Source organism: Glacieibacterium sp. (genome assembly GCF_965200405.1).
GTDB lineage: Bacteria > Pseudomonadota > Alphaproteobacteria > Sphingomonadales > Sphingomonadaceae > Glacieibacterium.
The window spans coordinates 2,875,323-2,892,825 of record NZ_OZ241356.1; the positions used below are offsets into that span (position 1 = coordinate 2,875,323).

General features: G+C 64.3%; 22 protein-coding genes and 1 tRNA gene. 14 read left to right on the top strand and 9 right to left on the bottom strand.

Features of this window, described 5'->3' with window-relative positions:
• Position 1: 1 nt before the first annotated feature.
• Entirely contained in the window at positions 2-394 is a 393-nt protein-coding gene (locus tag ACOFKW_RS13375) for a response regulator (protein ID WP_419816946.1), read from the top strand.
• A 64-nt stretch (positions 395-458) separates the two neighbouring features.
• Here ACOFKW_RS13375 and ACOFKW_RS13380 read toward each other — a convergent pair whose 3' ends face one another.
• From ACOFKW_RS13380 to ACOFKW_RS13395, 4 genes are all read right to left on the bottom strand, one after another.
• On the bottom strand, positions 459-1,640 hold the full coding sequence (locus ACOFKW_RS13380) for a NosD domain-containing protein (RefSeq protein ID WP_419814641.1): 1,182 nt from the start codon (positions 1,638-1,640) through the stop codon (positions 459-461).
• A gap of 274 nt (positions 1,641-1,914) precedes the next feature.
• On the bottom strand, positions 1,915-3,141 hold the full coding sequence (locus ACOFKW_RS13385) for an acyl-CoA dehydrogenase (RefSeq protein ID WP_419814642.1): 1,227 nt from the start codon (positions 3,139-3,141) through the stop codon (positions 1,915-1,917).
• Positions 3,142-3,216: 75 nt separating this feature from the next.
• Complete coding sequence (locus ACOFKW_RS13390; RefSeq protein ID WP_419814643.1) at positions 3,217-4,422, bottom strand: right-handed parallel beta-helix repeat-containing protein; 1,206 nt, start codon at positions 4,420-4,422, stop codon at positions 3,217-3,219.
• A gap of 246 nt (positions 4,423-4,668) precedes the next feature.
• Positions 4,669-5,589 (bottom strand): acyl-CoA thioesterase, encoded by a 921-nt coding sequence (locus ACOFKW_RS13395; RefSeq protein WP_419814644.1) that lies wholly within the window; start codon positions 5,587-5,589, stop codon positions 4,669-4,671.
• Positions 5,590-5,752: 163 nt separating this feature from the next.
• Between ACOFKW_RS13395 and ACOFKW_RS13400 the strand changes: the two genes are divergently transcribed.
• Both ACOFKW_RS13400 and ACOFKW_RS13405 read left to right on the top strand, forming a co-directional pair.
• Positions 5,753-5,926 (top strand): DUF1328 domain-containing protein, encoded by a 174-nt coding sequence (locus ACOFKW_RS13400; RefSeq protein ID WP_419816947.1) that lies wholly within the window; start codon positions 5,753-5,755, stop codon positions 5,924-5,926.
• Between the two features lie 128 nt (positions 5,927-6,054).
• A tRNA-Asp gene (locus ACOFKW_RS13405) sits at positions 6,055-6,131 on the top strand.
• 25 nt (positions 6,132-6,156) lie between these two features.
• Here the strand turns inward: ACOFKW_RS13405 and ACOFKW_RS13410 are convergent.
• From ACOFKW_RS13410 to ACOFKW_RS13430, 5 genes are all read right to left on the bottom strand, one after another.
• Positions 6,157-6,453 carry a chorismate mutase gene (locus ACOFKW_RS13410; protein WP_419816948.1) on the bottom strand — a complete coding sequence of 99 codons (297 nt, stop codon included), beginning with the start codon at positions 6,451-6,453 and terminating at the stop codon, positions 6,157-6,159.
• Between the two features lie 23 nt (positions 6,454-6,476).
• The gene (locus tag ACOFKW_RS13415) at positions 6,477-6,638 is read right to left on the bottom strand and encodes a DUF2842 domain-containing protein (RefSeq protein WP_419814645.1); all 162 of its coding nucleotides are present in this window, start codon (positions 6,636-6,638) and stop codon (positions 6,477-6,479) included.
• 87 nt (positions 6,639-6,725) lie between these two features.
• Entirely contained in the window at positions 6,726-7,238 is a 513-nt protein-coding gene (locus ACOFKW_RS13420; RefSeq protein WP_419814646.1) for a 5-formyltetrahydrofolate cyclo-ligase, read from the bottom strand.
• A gap of 245 nt (positions 7,239-7,483) precedes the next feature.
• Positions 7,484-7,768 carry a cell division protein ZapA gene (locus ACOFKW_RS13425; protein WP_419814647.1) on the bottom strand — a complete coding sequence of 95 codons (285 nt, stop codon included), beginning with the start codon at positions 7,766-7,768 and terminating at the stop codon, positions 7,484-7,486.
• The gene (locus ACOFKW_RS13430; protein ID WP_419814648.1) at positions 7,768-7,932 is read right to left on the bottom strand and encodes a hypothetical protein; all 165 of its coding nucleotides are present in this window, start codon (positions 7,930-7,932) and stop codon (positions 7,768-7,770) included. The genes ACOFKW_RS13425 and ACOFKW_RS13430 overlap by 1 nt, the downstream gene beginning before the upstream one ends.
• Before the next feature lie 174 nt (positions 7,933-8,106).
• On the opposite strand from ACOFKW_RS13430, the gene tkt reads away from it, so the two are divergent.
• From tkt to ACOFKW_RS13485, 11 genes are all read left to right on the top strand, one after another.
• Entirely contained in the window at positions 8,107-10,098 is a 1,992-nt protein-coding gene (gene tkt, locus ACOFKW_RS13435) for a transketolase (RefSeq protein WP_419814649.1), read from the top strand.
• A 126-nt stretch (positions 10,099-10,224) separates the two neighbouring features.
• A complete protein-coding gene (gap, locus tag ACOFKW_RS13440) occupies positions 10,225-11,235 on the top strand; it encodes a type I glyceraldehyde-3-phosphate dehydrogenase (protein WP_419814650.1) in 1,011 nt (336 codons plus the stop codon).
• A 2-nt stretch (positions 11,236-11,237) separates the two neighbouring features.
• Positions 11,238-12,440, top strand: coding sequence for a phosphoglycerate kinase (locus tag ACOFKW_RS13445; RefSeq protein ID WP_419814651.1), 1,203 nt, complete (start codon positions 11,238-11,240; stop codon positions 12,438-12,440).
• On the top strand, positions 12,437-12,769 hold the full coding sequence (locus ACOFKW_RS13450; RefSeq protein ID WP_419814652.1) for a hypothetical protein: 333 nt from the start codon (positions 12,437-12,439) through the stop codon (positions 12,767-12,769). Before ACOFKW_RS13445 ends, ACOFKW_RS13450 begins: the two co-directional genes overlap by 4 nt.
• Before the next feature lie 25 nt (positions 12,770-12,794).
• Complete coding sequence (locus tag ACOFKW_RS13455; protein WP_419814653.1) at positions 12,795-13,709, top strand: class I fructose-bisphosphate aldolase; 915 nt, start codon at positions 12,795-12,797, stop codon at positions 13,707-13,709.
• On the top strand, positions 13,706-14,392 hold the full coding sequence (thiE, locus tag ACOFKW_RS13460; protein WP_419814654.1) for a thiamine phosphate synthase: 687 nt from the start codon (positions 13,706-13,708) through the stop codon (positions 14,390-14,392). Before ACOFKW_RS13455 ends, thiE begins: the two co-directional genes overlap by 4 nt.
• 52 nt (positions 14,393-14,444) lie before the next feature.
• Positions 14,445-15,008, top strand: a complete 564-nt coding sequence (gene efp, locus ACOFKW_RS13465) for an elongation factor P (RefSeq protein WP_419814655.1) — start codon at positions 14,445-14,447, stop codon at positions 15,006-15,008.
• A 2-nt stretch (positions 15,009-15,010) separates the two neighbouring features.
• Positions 15,011-15,808, top strand: coding sequence for an inositol monophosphatase family protein (locus ACOFKW_RS13470; RefSeq protein WP_419814656.1), 798 nt, complete (start codon positions 15,011-15,013; stop codon positions 15,806-15,808).
• Positions 15,809-15,911: 103 nt separating this feature from the next.
• The gene (gene ndhC, locus ACOFKW_RS13475; protein ID WP_419814657.1) at positions 15,912-16,289 is read left to right on the top strand and encodes an NADH-quinone oxidoreductase subunit A; all 378 of its coding nucleotides are present in this window, start codon (positions 15,912-15,914) and stop codon (positions 16,287-16,289) included.
• The gene (locus tag ACOFKW_RS13480; protein ID WP_419814658.1) at positions 16,286-16,867 is read left to right on the top strand and encodes a NuoB/complex I 20 kDa subunit family protein; all 582 of its coding nucleotides are present in this window, start codon (positions 16,286-16,288) and stop codon (positions 16,865-16,867) included. The genes ndhC and ACOFKW_RS13480 overlap by 4 nt, the downstream gene beginning before the upstream one ends.
• On the top strand, positions 16,864-17,490 hold the full coding sequence (locus ACOFKW_RS13485) for an NADH-quinone oxidoreductase subunit C (RefSeq protein ID WP_419814659.1): 627 nt from the start codon (positions 16,864-16,866) through the stop codon (positions 17,488-17,490). The genes ACOFKW_RS13480 and ACOFKW_RS13485 overlap by 4 nt, the downstream gene beginning before the upstream one ends.
• The last annotated feature ends 13 nt before the right edge of the window (positions 17,491-17,503 follow it).

Genomic DNA, 17,503 nt, shown 5'->3' on the forward strand with positions numbered 1-17,503 from the left:
GATGCAGGTCCTGTTCGTCGAAGACGACCCGATGAACCGCAGGGTGGTGCGGGACATGTTGCTGGTCGCCGGTATCGACATGATCGAAGCGAGCGACGCACTCTCCGGGCTCGAGAAGATCGACAAGCTCGAACTTGATCTCATCCTTATGGATCTGCGCATGCCCGGCATGGACGGCCTTACCGCGGTGGAGCGGATCCGGGCTCGCTCCGACAGCAAGCGCAGCCTGCCGATCATCGTCATCACTGCGGACACTGCGCCGGGCCTGCGCGACGAATGCCTGTCGCGCGGGGCAAGCGAAGTCCTGTTCAAGCCGGTCGCGATGCAGGATTTGTTCGATATCATCGGCCGCGTTGCCGCCCAGCGTTCGGCCGATGCGCCGTTGATGTTCTAGCGGCAGGGCAAGCCGACTGATTGGTGCTTGGCGGCAGCGCTGGATCGCGCTGCCGCCGTTTGCCTCAGGCGATTGGAGCCAGGGCGTCGATCATCCCGTGAAGATGACCCTGTGCCGACAAGCCGGCGAAATCGAACTCACCGGCACCGATGCCGGCAATCAGCTTGAAGCCGGCGTGGAGGAGGGCGGCACTGCTGCCGGCCTTGACCGCATAGCTGGTCATGTCGACGTGGCCGGACGCCGGTGTCTGGAACAGCGACGCCATGGTGACGCCCTTCTTTTGCGAGGTGTCGTAGACGTCGACATTGTCGCGCAGCACCAGGCCGGTGTTGGTGCCGCTTTGAAGCAGCAGCGGCGTGATGTTGCCTTCGACTAGGACCTTGCTGGTATTGGTCAGGTTGATGCCCGCCTCCAGGCCGCCGCCCGACGAAACCAGCGTGTTGCCGCGGACGATGGCGCCATCCATGCTGTACAGCGAGATGCCGTGACGCGCGTCGCCGTAGTAGAGGTTGTTCTCGACCACGAAATCGCTGAAGCGCAGCCCACCGCTGGACGAGATGAAGATGCCCTGCGTACCGCCGTTGGAGCCCGACAGCATGACATTGTCCGCGATCACGACGTGCGACGAGGTCGAGTTGGTGTAGTCCGTAAAGAACTGGATCGAATCGCTGTGGTCGCCCTTCATCGGGGTGAACCCGGAGAACTGGTTCTGGACGATGGTGACGTCGTGGACGCCGGTGAAGCCGAAGCCCTCGCGAACGTTGGTGACGGTATTCCCCGCCACGACGACGCCGGTGACGTTGGCGAATGCAGCGGCGTTGTTGAACTCGGTGAATGTCGAATCGATGATGCTGACATTGGTGCTGCTGCTGAAGCGGATGGCATTGCCGTCGTTCCAGGAATTGCCGTCCAGGGAGCCGCTGAAGTCGACGCCGACGAAGTCGATATGGTTGGACAGCGAGATCGACGCGGCAAGGGTATAGTCAGGCTGGCCCTTGGCGAGCGGCATGTGAACATCGATGTCCTCGAAACGCAGGTTCGACGACAGCCGGATGTTGAGGCCGCTGACCACGGCGCTGTGGTCCGGATCGGCAGACTTGATCGTCACGGTCGACATCATGTCGCGGCTGCCGACCTTGATCATGCCATAGTCGCCCGCTGCAAGTAGGATGGTCTCGCCGCCTCTCGCCGCCTTGATCGCAGCTGCGAGTTGGACCGCATTTGAAACCTTGATCGTCTTCGCCATGATTGAACTCCCGCTGACCTGATGCTCGCCGAAGCGGCGTCACGATCGAGTTCACGTCGGCGGCGGAGGTTAGTTGCGGCTGTTCGGCGGCAAGATGATGCTTACCGAGCGGGTAACCAACTAAGCTTGGTTTCCAACGGTTTACCTTGGTGGCCGTGGAGCGATGCGGTTGTCCTCGACGACCGTGTCGGTGCTGTTGCCGACCCGCACGACGGGCCAGAACTGCGACCCGACGATGCTGGCAATATCATTGAACCTGCCAGCAAACCGAGCGTCAGAAGAAGGCCTGGATCCCGGTCTGCGCCCGCCCCAGAATCAGGGCGTGCACATCATGGGTACCTTCGTAGGTATTCACCGCCTCGAGGTTCATGACGTGGCGGATGACGCCATACTCGTCGCTGATGCCGTTGCCACCATGCATATCCCTCGCCACCCGGCTGATATCGAGGGCCTTGCCGCAGTTGTTGCGCTTGATCAGGCTGATCGCCTCGGGTGCCAGCGCATGCGCGTCCATCAGGCGGCCGGCGGTGAGTGCTGCGCAAAGACCGAGCGTGATCTCGGTCTGCATATCCGCCAGCTTCTTCTGCACCAGTTGGGTCGCTGCCAGCGGCCGCCCGAACTGCTTGCGATCGAGCGTGTACTGACGCGCGGCATGCCAGCAGAACTCGGCGGCACCCATGACGCCCCAAGCGATGCCGTAGCGCGCGTTGTTGAGGCAGCCGAACGGGCCGGACAAGCCTCTGACACCGGGCAGCAGGCGGTCTTCGGGAATGGCCACGTCCTGCATGACGATCTCGCCGGTCACCCAAGCGCGCAGCGAGAACTTGCCGTCGATCTTGGGGGTCGAGAGCCCGACGTCGCCGCGCTCCAGCACGAAGCCGCGGATGCTGTCCTTCCCCTCGTCGTCTGCCAGCTTCGCCCATACGACGAAGGTGTCGGCGACCGGCGCGCTGGTGATCCACATCTTGGCGCCATTGAGGACGAAGCCGTCGGGCGTGCGGCGTGCCCGCGTCTTCATGCTGCCGGGATCGGAGCCGGCGTCGGGCTCGGTCAGGCCGAAGGCGCCGATGTGCTCACCGGTCGCCAGCTTGCGCAGATAGCGTTCCCGCTGCGCCTCCGAGCCATAGGCCCAGATCGGGTACATCACGAGGCTGGACTGCACAGACATCGCCGAACGATAGGCGGAGTCGACCCGCTCGACCTCGCGCGCGATCAGGCCATAGGCGACGTAGGAGGCGCCGGCACAGCCATAACCCTCGATCGTCGGCCCAAGCAGCCCGGCGGCACCGAACTTCCTCATCAGGTCAGGATCATGGTGTTCGCGTCGATTGGCGTCCCTGACCGCCGGTGCCAGATGCTCGTCGCAAAAGGCCCGGGCGGAGTCGCGGATCATCCGCTCCTCTTCGGTCAACTGCGCCTCGAGCAGAAGCGGGTCCTGCCAATCGAATTTAGCCCAGGCAGGCGCGGCACTGCTGGTATCGATCCTGGTAGCAACGTTCATGGACGCGGGCCTTTCGACTATGCCGACGCTTTCGCGCGTTTGGCCGCCCGCGTCCAGTTTCAGACGGTGTAACGATCAGGCGATGTGCGCATTTGCCGTCGGGTTGTCGATGAGGCTGTGATAGTGCGACAGCCAACCCTCGCTGACTTTCGCCCAGTTGCCGACGACATCGACGGCGTGAAATCCCGCACCCGCCGCGCCGGCAGCGGAGCTGGCCTTGGCAACGAAATCGTTCGCCTTGGAAGCGGCGGTGATCGTCTGGGTGAACAGGTCGGCGTTGGTCGCGCCCTTGCCGCTCTTGTAGTCGAATACATCGAAATTGTTCTTCGAGATCAGGCCGTCATCGCTCCTGGGGATGATCATCGCCGCGATATTACCGCTCACTACCGTGTTGCTGGTCGAGATCGTGTTGATCGCGGGATCGAGGTAATAGGACGTGCCGACCTTGGCGGCGCTCAGCACCGTGTTGTTGGTGATCGCCGAATCGTCGGCATGGGCGAGGTAGATCGCGTTTCGTGACTGGCCCTGGTAGACGTTGTTATCGATCGTGAAGTCGCTGTGGCTCGACGCGCCGCCGTTCTGGGAACTGACGAAGATGCCCTGGATCGCCAGGCCCTGTCCGAACAGGAACGCGTTGTTGCTGATCTGTACATCGCTCGAACCGGTCGAGTTGGTCGTCCAGAACTGGATCGCGTCAGGATGATCGGGCGTGGTTCCGGTAAGATTGGGGCGGAAATCGGTGAACAGGTTGCGATCGATCAAAGTGTCGGTCACCCCGGCAAAGTCGAAGCCCTCACGGACCATGCGAACGTCGTTGCCTGCAATAATCAGGTCGTTGCTCTCATGAGCGAACAACGCATGGGCGAGATCGTGGAATTTGTTATCCAGGATCTGAACGCGCTCGCTGCCCTTTACCTCGATCCCCGAAACATCGTTGGTGAAGTTCTTGTCGACGCTGCCCATCACGTCGTTGTGGACAAACTTGATATCCTGCGATGATGTGACCTTGATCTCGGAGCTGATGTATTTTGCCGTGTCCGTCACGTGCTTGAATGTAAGATCCTGGAATGTGAGATTAGAACTGCCCTTCACGGACAGAACATCGATCACTGCTTGGTGTGCATTATCATAGGACGCAATTTTAACCTGCGAGCCCGGATTAATATTAACGACTTTAAGATTGCTGTAAGTGCCAGCACGCAAGAGAATTTGGGTGTCGCCCGAGGCAGCTTTGAGGGCTGCCATAAGTTCTACTGAATTGCCTGCGATAATCGTTTTCATCAAACACCTCGTTATAGGTTTGATTTGGCGAAACGCTGCCAGATCCGCAATCAACGTGCGGCGAACGGGTCTGACGATGAGTTAATTAGAATTTCGGAGACGACGAAGCGTTCTTTATTGACGACGAATCGCGCAACCATTTCAAATTTGGTTATTTTTAGCGCACGTCTGTGACCAGCGTTGTAACGATTAGTTACCTTGTCACAAGCTTGTCGTTCAGAATAGTTCGGCCATGTTCGTCCGGGCTCAACTCCGGTGGCGAATTAGCGCTTCCTGCATCGACGTCGCGAGCAGCCGCCCGTCCTGTGCGAAGATGAGACCGCGGTTCAGACCACGGCCATTGCCGGCCGCCGGTGATTCCTGCGCCGACAGCAGCCAGCCCGACAGGTCGGGCGTAGCATTGAACCAAAGCGCGTGGTCGATCGAAGCAACCTGCAGTGACGGATCGTTCCACGCGATGCCGTGCGGGAGTAGACAGGTGTCGAGCAGCGTCATGTCGCTGGCATAGGCCAACAGGCACCTCGCCAGGACCGGATCGGTCGGAAGCGGTGCAGCGCTGCGAAACCAGTGATGCGAGACCGGCGGTTGCCGCTGCGGGCTGGCCCAATCGAGCGATTCGACCATCCGAAACTCGAAGGCGCGTTCGCGTTTCAGCCATAGCGATCGCTGGGCAGGCGTCAGGGTAGCGGCGTTGCGCTCGAACACTTCCAGTTCGCTCGACAACGTCTCGGGGTCGGCAACGTGCGGCATCCGGCTGGCGTGAGTGAAGCCGGGTTCCTCGATCTGGAACGAGGCCGACAGGTTGAAGATCGGACGGCCATGCTGGATCGCGACGACCCGCCGTGTCGAGAAGCTCTGGCCATCGCGATCGCGTTCCACCCGGTAGACGATCGGTGCATGCGGATCGCCGGGCCGCAGGAAATAAGCGTGCAGCGAATGCGCCAGCCGCTCGGGCCGCACTGTGCGCGATGCCGCCATCAGGGCCTGGGCGACGACCTGGCCGCCGTAGACGCGCTGCCAGCCACTGTCCTGCGACTGGCCGCGAAACAGGTCGACCTCCAGCGTCTCGAGGTCGAGCAGATCGACCAGCCGCTGCACGACGGCACCGTGGTCCTGCGCAGAATGGAAGCCCGGCGTGGACTGGAGCGAGTTGGCAGGGGCGATCATGGCTGCTGCCTAGTCGTCGAATCTCGTTCTGTCACCGTACCGCTCGCCGATCTGCAGCGGCCGTCATGACCGATCGTTATATGTCCTGCCGGAACAATTTTCCGGCTTCGTCGCTTGTGTCGACATGGCCAGCGTGGCCACCACAGACAAGGGACCCACTGCCATGTTGCGCTATGCTTTGATCTTCCTCGTCATCGCGTTGATCGCGGCGGCGCTTGGCTTCGGCGGTCTCGCCGGCACGGCTGTCGGCATTGCCAAGTTGTTGTTCTACATCTTCATCATTCTGTTCGTCGTCGGCCTGATCATGCATCTGGTACGCGGCAACCGGGTCGTCTGAGTTTCCGATCCGAGAGTTAGGGCAGGGCCGCCGGAGCAATCCGGCGGCCCTTTCTTTTGCAGGTTCAACACGTCATTCGCTTGACACCCGGAGCCCCGGCGCATAATGCCGCGCTTCCCCGTTCCCAAGCGGGTGTAGCTCAGTTGGTTAGAGCGCCGCCCTGTCACGGCGGAGGTCGCGGGTTCGAGTCCCGTCACTCGCGCCACCCCTTACCGGGTGTGCGTTTGGATCTAGCGGTTGCTGCCTCGGGCGGTCGAACCTGCCCCGGCATCGAAGGCTGCCAGTTCATAGGCGATAGAGGCTTCGACCAGGGCCTCCCACAGCGTCTCGGCAAGGCCATCCGGCAGTCCGGCGGCAGCGGCAGCAGCAACGGCATTGTCGATGACCTGGGCTTTGCGCCACTCGTCCCGCACCGCGCTCCGCTCCGGCTTGATCCGCGCCGCGGCGTCCATATAGGCGAAGCGTTCGGCCAGCAGCGCGACCAGCCGCAGGTCGACGTAGTCGACGCCGGCGCGAACCTCGGCCATCGTCCGGCAGTCTGGGCCTGCCTTCACCGGTTCATCCAGACCAGCAGCGGTTTCAGCGGCAGCAGCCAGGCAACGCCCAGGATCAGGTAGACAACTGCTTGCAGCCATTGCGGAAGCATCGCCAGGTGGGTCGACAGGCCGGCTACCAGACCCCCGTAGATGATCAATCCAAGGACGATCGCCAATATACCGACGGGTTTGCGTATGGAGGGTTGCATGGCCGCGTGTTAGCGGCTCGCTGGCTTTGCGCCAACCGTTCTCGCCGTCGCGCGTCAGCCGCAGCGAATCGCCCGCGTCGGTGTGATGATCCAGTCGAGCGGCACGTCCCACGGATCGGCTCGTAGCGCCTCGACGACCTGGACGTCCCAGGCGACGCCGATCTTCAAGGCTCCGGGAAGCGCGGCCAGGGTACGATCGTAATAGCCGGCGCCCTGGCCCAGGCGGACGCCGTGGCGGTCGACCGCCAGCAACGGGATCAGCAGGGCGTCAGGCGTCAGCTGCGGCGCATCCGGCAGCGGCTCCAGGATGCCGGCCCAGCCCGTGCGCATCCCGGCAGGGACAGCGACATGGAAGGTGAGGGCGCAGCCCAGTCCGACCACGCGTGGATAGACGAGGCGGGGCGCAACGATCCGGTGCGGGCTGATCTCGTCGCCGACCGCGGAGTAGCTTGCGACGACCCTTGCGGTGTCGAGCAGGCCCGCAGCATGGCTGGCGAGAGCTTGTTCGGCGTCTGTCCGGGCTACGGGGTCCAGCGCCTGGACAACCGCGTCGCGGCGTTCGCGCATCGCGGCGCGGAGGGTTCGCTTGTCATCCGTGGAAGTCGGCGGGACCGCCATGGCCGTTTGCCTGAAAGTCCTCTGATGCCAAGTACATCAGGTGGGGACCATTTAGTTCGGACCAGGATCCGACCAGAGACAGCCCCCTAGGAGAGTGAATCGCCTCAGGGAAATATGGGGCTCGTACGAGGCAGTGCCCGCCTGGAACCGATATAGGCGCAATGAGCGGCCTTCTCAAGCCTTGCGTCGGAACGTCAGGCCTTCAACGAATCCGCCAGCGCCTCGACCTTCACCGCGAGCGCCTCGAAGCGGCTAAGGTCCGGGGCAGGGCCGGTTTTACGCATCTCGGAGAGTTCGTCGGCGACTAGGATGCCCGCCATCAACAACAGTCGTGGCTCGCTCATCGTGCCCAGCGTCCCGGCCAGCTCGTCGGCCTTGCGCTGCAAATGCGCGGCGAGTTCGCGGAGATGCTCCTCCTCGCCGTCACGGCATGCCAGGGGATAGCCGCGGCCGCCGATCTGAACGGTGATCTGTGCCATCAGCCTGCCTCGATCATCACATCGAGGTCGGCGATGCTGCGCTCGACCTCGGCTTCGAGCGCTTTCAACCGCTGCGCCGCACCGGCATCACGCGCCGTCGCCGCCTCGATCCGCGCCAGCGCTGCCTCGATCCGATCCGCGATCTGGTCAGCCGCTGTGCTCAAGTGCGAATCCTGTTTTTGCAGAAGCTTGGAGGCTGTTCATAAGATGCCGCCTCCAGCGCCGTCAATCGTTCCAGGGCCAGAGCATGGGGTCTAACTCGACCGGTTCGGTTGACGTCGCGGCGTGTGAGTCATAACTGCGCTGGTCCGAACACCGCTCCGAAAGCTACGCACTCGATGGCCGAAATTACCGACCGTGTTCTCGCCAACGCTATTCGCGCCTTGAGCATGGACGCTGTCGAGGCGGCGAACTCGGGGCATCCCGGCATGCCGATGGGTATGGCCGACGCCGCGACCACGCTGTTCACGCGCCACCTGAAATACGATCCGACGCAGCCCAAGTGGCAGGACCGCGACCGTTTCGTGCTGTCCGCCGGGCACGGCTCGATGCTGCTGTATTCGGTGCTGCATTTGACCGGCTATGCGCGGCCGACGCTCGACGACATCCGCAACTTCCGCCAGCTCGGCAGCCCGTGCGCCGGCCACCCTGAGAATTTCGAGCTCGAAGGCGTCGAGACGACCACCGGGCCGCTGGGGCAGGGCCTTGCGACCGCCGTCGGCATGGCGATGGCGGAGCGTCATCTCAACGCCGTGTTCGGCGATGCGCTGGTCGACCACCGCACCTATGTCATCGCCGGCGACGGCTGCCTGATGGAGGGCATCAGCCACGAGGCGATCGGCCTGGCCGGGCACCTCCAGCTCGGGCGCCTGATCGTGCTGTGGGACGACAATCGAATCACCATCGACGGCGCCGTCAGCCTGTCGAGCAGCGAGGATACCGCCAAGCGCTTCGACGCTGCCGGCTGGCAGGTACTGGCCTGCGATGGGCAGGATGCCGACGCCGTCGACCGCGCGCTGACCGAGGCCAGGGCCGATCCTCGCCCGACGTTGATCGCCTGCCGGACCACGATCGGATTCGGTGCGCCCAAGAAGGCCGGGACCAGCGGCGCGCATGGCTCGCCCCTCGGTGCGGCTGAGATTGCCGGAGCGCGTGAGGCACTGGGCTGGACCTATGGCCCGTTCGAGATCCCCGAGGAAATCCGCGCCGAATGGACCCGCTTCGGCGCCCGCGGCCGTAGCGAGCGCGAAGCCTGGGCCGAGCGGTTGGCAGCAGCCCCCGCCGAGCAGCGGACCGCCTTCGAACACCGTGCCGCGAACGAGCCGCCACAGGCCGTATATGACGCGATCGACGCGCACATCGCCGGGCTGATTGCTGCGCCGCAGGGTGTCGCCACCCGCCGCGCCTCGGAAATGGCGCTGGAAGTAGCCTTGCCGGCGGCCGATGGCATGTTCGGCGGCTCGGCCGACCTGACCGGTTCGAACAATACGAAAACCAAGTACCTGCAGCCATTTACGCGCGATAGCTATGGCGGCAGGTACGCCTATTACGGCATCCGCGAGTTCGGCATGGCGGCGGCGATGAACGGCATCGCGCTGCACGGCCAGATGCTGCCGTTCGGCGGGACGTTCCTGGTGTTCTCCGACTATATGCGCAACGCCATCCGCATGTCGGCGCTGCAGCAGACCCGCGTCGTCTATGTGCTGACGCATGATTCGATCGGCCTTGGCGAAGACGGCCCGACCCACCAGCCGGTCGAGCATCTGCTCAGCCTCCGCGCCATTCCCAACCTTGCGGTCTATCGGCCCTGCGATGCGGTCGAGACCGCCGAGGCTTGGGCGCTGGCGATTGCCGACACGCATCGCCCATCGGTGCTGGCCCTCAGCCGCCAGAACCTGCCGCAGCAGCGCCTGACCGACGCGGGCGAGAACCTTACGGCACGCGGCGGTTATCGCCTGCGTTCGGCCAAGGCCGCCCGCCGCGTCGTCTTCGTCGCGACGGGTTCGGAGGTTCATATCGCCGGTGCCGCCGCCGATGCGCTCGAGGCCGAGGGTATCGGCTGCGACCTCGTCTCTTTGCCATGCTGGGAAAATTTCGACGCCCAGACCGAGGCTTACCGGACGGACCTGCTTCCGGCTGACGCGCTGATCGTCTCCGTCGAGGCGGGCGTAACGATGGGTTGGGAACGCTATACCATGGTCCGCGGTTTGCGTATCGGTATCGACAGCTTCGGAGCGTCGGCGCCGATCGACAAGCTCTACGACCACTTCGGGCTGACCGCGCCCAAGATTGCGGCACGGGTCAAGGCCCGGCTAGAGGACAAGAATTGATCGTCATCCCGGCGCCTGCCGGGACCCGTTAGCTCGATATACGCTCGATGGGTTCCGGCCTGCGCCGGGATGATGAGGACTATAAACGACAACACGCCCTGATGGGCATCGAAGGAGAAAACCCCCATGACCATCAAGGTCGCCATCAACGGCTTCGGCCGCATCGGTCGCAATGTCCTGCGCGCGCTGGTCGCCTCGGGCCGCACCGACATCGAGGTCGTCTCGATCAACGATCTCGGCGATGCCAAGATGAATGCGCTGCTGCTCAAGCGCGATAGCGTTCACGGCCAGTTCGATGCCGATGTTTCGGTCGAGGGTGGCGACATCGTCCTCAACGGCAAGCGCATCCGCGTCACTGCCGAGCGCGACCCGGCCAAGCTGCCGCACGGCGAGATGGGCATCGACATCGTTTTCGAGTGCACCGGGCTGTTCACCGACGCCGACAAGGCGCGCGGCCACATCACCGCGGGCGCCAAGCGCGTCCTCGTCTCGGCTCCCGGCAAGGGCGTCGACCTGACCGTCGTGATCGGCGTCAACGACCATCTGCTGACCGCCGATCATCACATCGTCTCGAACGCCTCGTGCACGACCAATTGCTTGGCGCCTGTCGTTCGCGTGCTGCATGATGCAATTGGTGTCGAGCGCGGCCTGATGATGACGATCCACAGCTACACCAACGACCAGTCGCTGCTCGATGTCCTGCACAAGGACCCGCGCCGCGCTCGCGCCGCCGCGCTGTCGATGATCCCGACCTCGACCGGTGCCGCCAAGACCGTCGGCGAGGTCATCCCGGAGCTGAAGGGCAAGCTCGACGGCATTTCGGTGCGCGTCCCGACGCCCAACGTCAGCCTTGTCGATTTCACCTTCACGCCGTCGCGCGCCACCACCATCGAGGAGATCAACGGCGCGCTGCAGGCCGCAGCCTCGACCGGCGCGACGGCCGCGATCCTCGACTATTCGGACGAGCCGCTGGTCAGCCATGACTATAACCACAACCCTGCCTCGGCGACGATCGACAGCCTCGAGACGACCGTGCTCGACGGCCTGCTGGTTCGTGTCGTCGCCTGGTACGACAATGAGTGGGGCTTCTCGAACCGCATGCTCGACACTGCGGTCAAGATGGGCAAGCTGATCTGACCATGGTGCGCACCCTCGACGATATCGGCGACGTTCGCGGCAAGCGCGTTCTGGTCCGCGCCGACCTCAATGTGCCGATGGCGGACGGCGTCGTCGGCGACGACACGAGGCTGCGCGCCGCCGTGCCGACCATCGCGGAGCTGGCTGATGCCGGCGCCGTGGTGGTGGTGCTGTCGCACTTCGGTCGCCCGACGCGCGGCCCCGACCCGTCACTATCGCTCCGGCCGGTCGCCGACGCGCTGGCGCTGGTCCTCGGCCGCCCGGTGACCTTCGTCGCCGATCAGGACGCCGCGGGTGCTGGTGCTGCCGTCGGGGCGCTCCAACCCGGCAGCGTCGCCGTGCTGGAAAACCTGCGCTTCCACCCGGGCGAGGAAGGCAACAGCGCCGACTTCATCGCGGCACTGGCCAGCCTCGGCGACCTGTACGTCAACGACGCCTTTTCCGCCGCGCACCGTGCCCATGCTTCGACCGAGGGCATCGCCCATGTCCTGCCGAGCTATGCCGGACGCTCGATGCAGGCCGAACTCGCCGCACTCGGCAAGGCGCTCGACAACTCCGAGCATCCGGTGGCGGCCGTCGTCGGCGGCGCCAAGGTATCCTCCAAGCTCGACGTCCTGACGCACCTCGTCACCAAGGTCGACCACCTCATCATCGGTGGCGGCATGGCCAACACCTTCCTCGCCGCCCGTGGTGTCAACGTCGGCAAGTCGCTGTGCGAGCACGACCTCAAGGCGACGGTGCTCGACATCCTGGCCCGCGCCGATGCGGCGCACTGCATCGTCCATCTGCCCTATGACGTCGTCGTCGCCACCGAGTTCAAGGCCAATGCGCCGCACCGGCTGTGCAACGTCCACGAAGTCCGCGCCGACGAGATGATCCTCGATATCGGCGATGCCGCCGTCGAGGCGCTCGGCGACGTGCTCAAGACCTGCAAGACCCTCGTCTGGAACGGCCCGCTTGGCGCGTTCGAGTACGAGCCCTTCGACCGCGCCACCGTCGCACTGGCCAAGACCGCTGCCGCGCTGACCCAGGCCGGTACGCTGGTCTCGGTCGCCGGTGGCGGCGATACCGTCGCCGCGCTCAACCATGCCGGGGTTGCCGATCGCTTCACTTACGTGTCGACTGCTGGAGGAGCCTTTCTCGAGTGGATGGAAGGCAAGGCGCTGCCGGGGGTGGTGGCGCTGGAAACCGGGGATAGTGCATGATCGACGTCGACCGCCTTTGGGAAAAGCTTTACCCGGCCGCCTGGAAGCTCGCCCGCTCCGCCGACCCGATCCACGACCGCATCGGCGAAGCTTTCCGCGGCTTTCGCGACCTGAAGGGCGAGGAGTTCCCCGACGAAAGCCGCATCCTTTATAACGACATCGTCACCCGCATGACCTCGGCCGGCGCAATCCCCGACGGCAAGGGTGGCATCGCGACGGGCGCCGTCGCCAATACCCTCGCCTCGATGTCCGAGAATGATGCCTGCGAAATCGCCGAGCACATTTTCGAAATGTTCGTCCAGGTGGCCGAAGTTCATTTCGCGCGTTGATCAACAAACATCCAGCAGGAACCTCATGTCGATGACCCCCGCCGTTCGTGCCATCCTCGCCAATTACGAGAGCGACAACCCAGGTACCAAGGCCAATCTGGCCCGGATCCTGATGCAGGGCCGGCTCGGCGGCACCGGCAAGCTGGTGATCCTGCCGGTCGACCAGGGCTTCGAACACGGGCCGGCGCGCAGCTTTGCGATCAATCCCGCCGGCTATGATCCGCATTATCACTGGCAGCTCGCGATCGATGCCGGCCTGTCGGCCTTCGCCTCGCCGCTCGGCATGATCGAGGCCGGTGCGGATACGTTTGCCGGGCAGATCCCGACGATCCTCAAGGTCAACAGCAGCAACAGCTGGGCCGCGGCGCGCGACCAGGCGATCACCGGCACCGTCGACGATGCGCTCCGCCTCGGCTGCGCCGCGATCGGCTTTACCGTCTATCCGGGGTCCGTATCCTTTTTCGACCTGCAGGAAGAGATCGCCGAGATGTCGGCGCAGGCCAAGTCGGTCGGCATCGCCACCGTGCTGTGGAGCTATCCACGCGGCGGCGACCTGTCGAAGGACGACGAGCTGGGCGTCGATGTCGGTGCCTATGCCGCGCACATGGCGGCGTTGCAGGGCGCGCACATCATCAAGGTCAAGCTGCCGAGCGACCATGTCGCGCAGAAGGACGCCAAGAAGCCGTACGAGGGTATCGACACCTCGACCCAGGCTGCCCGCGTCAAGCATGTCGTCCAGGCGTGCTTTGCCGGCCGCCGCATGGTGGTGTTCTCGGGCGGTGCCGCCAAGGGCGCCGACGCGGTCTATCAGGATGCACGCGACATCCGTGATGGCGGCGGCAACGGCTCGATCATCGGGCGCAACACGTTCCAGCGGCCGCGCGACGAAGCGATGGCGATGCTCGACAAGATCGTGTCGATCTACAAGGGTCAGGAATGACCGAAGCGGACGACGATTACGTCCCGCTCGATCCCGGCTTTGGCGAGCGTTTTGCCCGGGATCGGCGGCCCGCCTGCCAGCTGTACCTGATCTCGCCGCCGACCTTCGGCACCGGCTTCGCTGATTCCCTCGGTGCGGCGCTCGATGCCGGGCCGGTCGCGGCGTTCCAGCTGCGGGTCAAGGACGTTACCGACGACCGCATCCTGGCATTGGCCGAGACGCTGCGCGCAGTCTGTGCCAGCCGCGACGTGTCGTTCATCCTCAACGACCGCGCCGATCTTGCCAAGCAGTGCGGTGCCGACGGCGTCCATCTCGGCCAGCAGGACGGCAGCGTCCGCGATGCCCGCGCGCTGCTCGGTGCCGACGCGCAGATCGGCGTGACCTGCCACGACAGCCGCCACCTTGCGATGGAAGCAGGGGAGGCGGGGGCCGACTATGTTGCGTTCGGCGCATTCTATCCGACGACGACCAAGGAGGTCTCGCACACCCCCGATCCGTCGTTGCTCGGTTGGTGGACGACGCTCAGCCAGCTGCCCTGCATCGCCATCGGCGGGATCACCGCGGTCAACGCACCGCCGCTGGTCAACGCCGGTGCGGACTTCATCGCAGTATCCGCAGCAGTCTGGGCGCACCCGGATGGTCCGGCCGCCGGGGTGGCGGCTTTCGGACCGGTGTTGGCATAATCTCCCCCTTGCGCTAACACGCGCCACCCCGACCCTTGCGAGCACCACTCCCGTGAAAATGAACTCCGTCGACATTCGCCCTGGCAACATCCTGGAATATCAGGGCGGGCTGTGGCGCGCGGTCAAGATCCAGCATACTCAGCCGGGCAAGGGCGGCGCCTATATGCAGGTCGAGCTCAAGAATTTGATGGACGGTCGCAAGACCAATGAGCGTTTTCGCTCGGCCGAGACCGTCGAGAAGGTCCGCCTGGACACCAAGGATTTCCAGTTCCTGTTCGCCGAGGGCGACAGCCTGACCTTCATGGACAAGATCAGCTACGACCAGGTTTCGCTCGATCGCGACCTGCTCGGAGAGGCTGCCGACTTCCTGCAGGACGGCATGGACGTGGTCATGGAAACCTATGACGACAAGCCGATTTCGGTCCAATTGCCGGCGCAGATCGAAGCCGTCATCCGCGACACCGAAGCCGTGGTGAAGGGCCAGACCGCCTCCTCGTCGTACAAGCCTGCCACCCTTGAGAACGGCGTGCGCGTCATGGTCCCGCCGTTCATCGGCGTCGGCACCAAGATCGTCGTCGACACCTACGAGCGCGAATATATTCGCCGGGCCGACTAAGCGTGGCGATCAAATCTGGACTGATTACCGTCATGGAAAAGGCGGCGCGAAAAGCTGCGCCACGCCTCCGCCGTGACTTCAACGAGGTCGAGGCACTGCAGGTCTCAAAGAAGGGCCCTGCCGACTTCGTTTCGAACGCCGATCGCGCTGCCGAAGCGACCCTTCGCGAAGTGCTGAGCCATGCACGTCCCGATTGGGGCTTGCTGATGGAAGAGCAGGGCGAGATCAAGGGCAAGGACGAGGACCGCCGCTGGATCGTCGACCCCCTCGACGGCACCACGAACTTCCTCCACGGCATGCCGCATTTCGCCATCTCGATCGCTGCCGAGGAGCGCGGCGAGATCGTCGCCGGACTGGTCTATCAGCCGCTGACCGACGAGAGTTTCTGGGCCGAGAAAGGCAAGGGCGCCTGGTTGCAGGACCGCCGCCTGCGCGTCTCGTCGCGCCGCGACATGCTTGATTGCGTCTTCGCCACCGGCATTCCGTTCCACGGTCATGGCAATCGCCCCGAGTTCGCCGCCATCCTCAACGCCGTCATGCCCGAGGTCGCCGGCATCCGCCGGTTCGGCTCGGCAGCGCTCGATCTCGCCTGGGTCGCCGCCGGTCGCTTCGACGGCTTCTGGGAAAGCGGCCTCGAATACTGGGACGTCGCCGCCGGCATCCTGCTGGTTCGCGAGGCCGGTGGCTTCGTCACCGACTACCGCGGCAAGGACGACATGATCGCACGCGGCCAGATCGTCGCCGGCAACGACCAGATCCAGTCGAAGCTGCACAAGCTGCTGGCGGGCGCGCTACGCTGAGATAAAGGACGCATTGCCGCGCTGCACCATGCTTGCGCGGAAGCACCCCGCAGCCTAGAAGCGCCCTCAGCTAACCCACCCCAGACACGGGCTTTGTCGCATCATGCCAGCGGTTGCCGCACAGTATCTGCCGATCCTGCTGTTCATCGGCGTGGCCGTGGCGTTTTCGCTGATCTTCGTCGGCGCACCCGTGCTGCTATCGGGGTTCACCGGCACGTCCAAGCCCGACGCTGCCAAGCTCAGCGAGTATGAGAGCGGCTTCCCGGCGTTCAGCGACAGCCGTTCGCAGTTCGACGTGCGCTTCTACCTCGTCGCCATCCTGTTCATCGTCTTCGACCTGGAGGCAGCGTTCCTGTTTCCCTGGGCGGTCAGCCTGCACTGGACCGGCGTTCCGGGCTGGTGGGCGATGATGGAATTCCTTGCCGAACTCGCGATCGGCCTCGTTTACGCCTGGAAAATCGGCGCACTGGATTGGGAATGAGTAACCTTCTTCTCACCGAGGAACAGCAAGCCCGGGTCCTCGGCGACAGCCCCGCTTCGGCGCTGACCGTGCCCGAGGGTCTGCGCGACGGCTTCCTCTCCGACATCAATCAGGAGGTCAGCGACAAGGGCTTCCTGCTGACCTCCAGCGAGGATTTGTTCGCCTGGGCCCGCACCGGCTCGATGTGGTGGATGACGTTCGGCCTGGCGTGCTGCGCGATCGAGATGATGCACACGTCGATGCCGCGCTACGACCTGGAGCGCTTCGGCGTCGCGCCGCGCGCCAGCCCGCGCCAGTCGGACGTGATGATCGTCGCCGGCACCCTGTGCAACAAGATGGCTCCCGCCCTTCGCCGCGTCTACGACCAGATGCCGGAGCCGCGTTACGTCATCTCGATGGGTAGCTGCGCCAACGGCGGCGGCTATTACCATTATTCCTACAGTGTCGTGCGCGGCTGCGACCGGATCGTGCCCGTCGACATCTATGTCCCCGGCTGTCCTCCGACGGCGGAGGCGCTGCTGTACGGCATCCTCGCGCTGCAGCGGAAGATGCGCCGCACCGGGACGTTCGAACGATGAGCGGTCACTGGCCCCAGACCAAGCCCGAGACCGGCGTCGCCGACCGCGTTGCCGCGCTGTGCGCCGGTGCAGTCGTGCAGGTCATCGAGCATGTCGGCGAACTAACGCTGGTCATCGACCGCAACGCGCTGACTGCCGTCGTTTCTGCGCTGCGTGACGATGCCGAGCTGCGCTTCGACCAGCTGATCGACATCGCCGGCGTCGACTATCCCGAGCGCGCCGAGCGCTTCGAGGTCAATTATCTGTTCCTGTCGCTGACCACCAACCGCCGCATTCGGATCAAGCTTTCGACCGACGACATCGCGCCGGTCGCCTCGCTGGTGCCCCTGTTCCCCGTCGCCGGCTGGTTCGAGCGCGAAGTGTATGATCTGTACGGCGTGCTGTTCGAGGGCAACCCCGACCTGCGCCGCATATTGACCGACTATGGCTTCACCGGGCACCCGTTCCGCAAGGATTTCCCGCTGACTGGCTATGTCGAGCTGCGTTATTCCGAAACCGAGAAGCGCGTCGTCTACGAGCCGGTCAAGCTGGCCCAGGATTTCCGCAGCTTCGATTTCCTGTCACCGTGGGAGGGCACCGATTACGTCCTCCCGGGCGACGAGAAGGCCGCCCCCAATGGTTGAAGCTGCCCTGTCG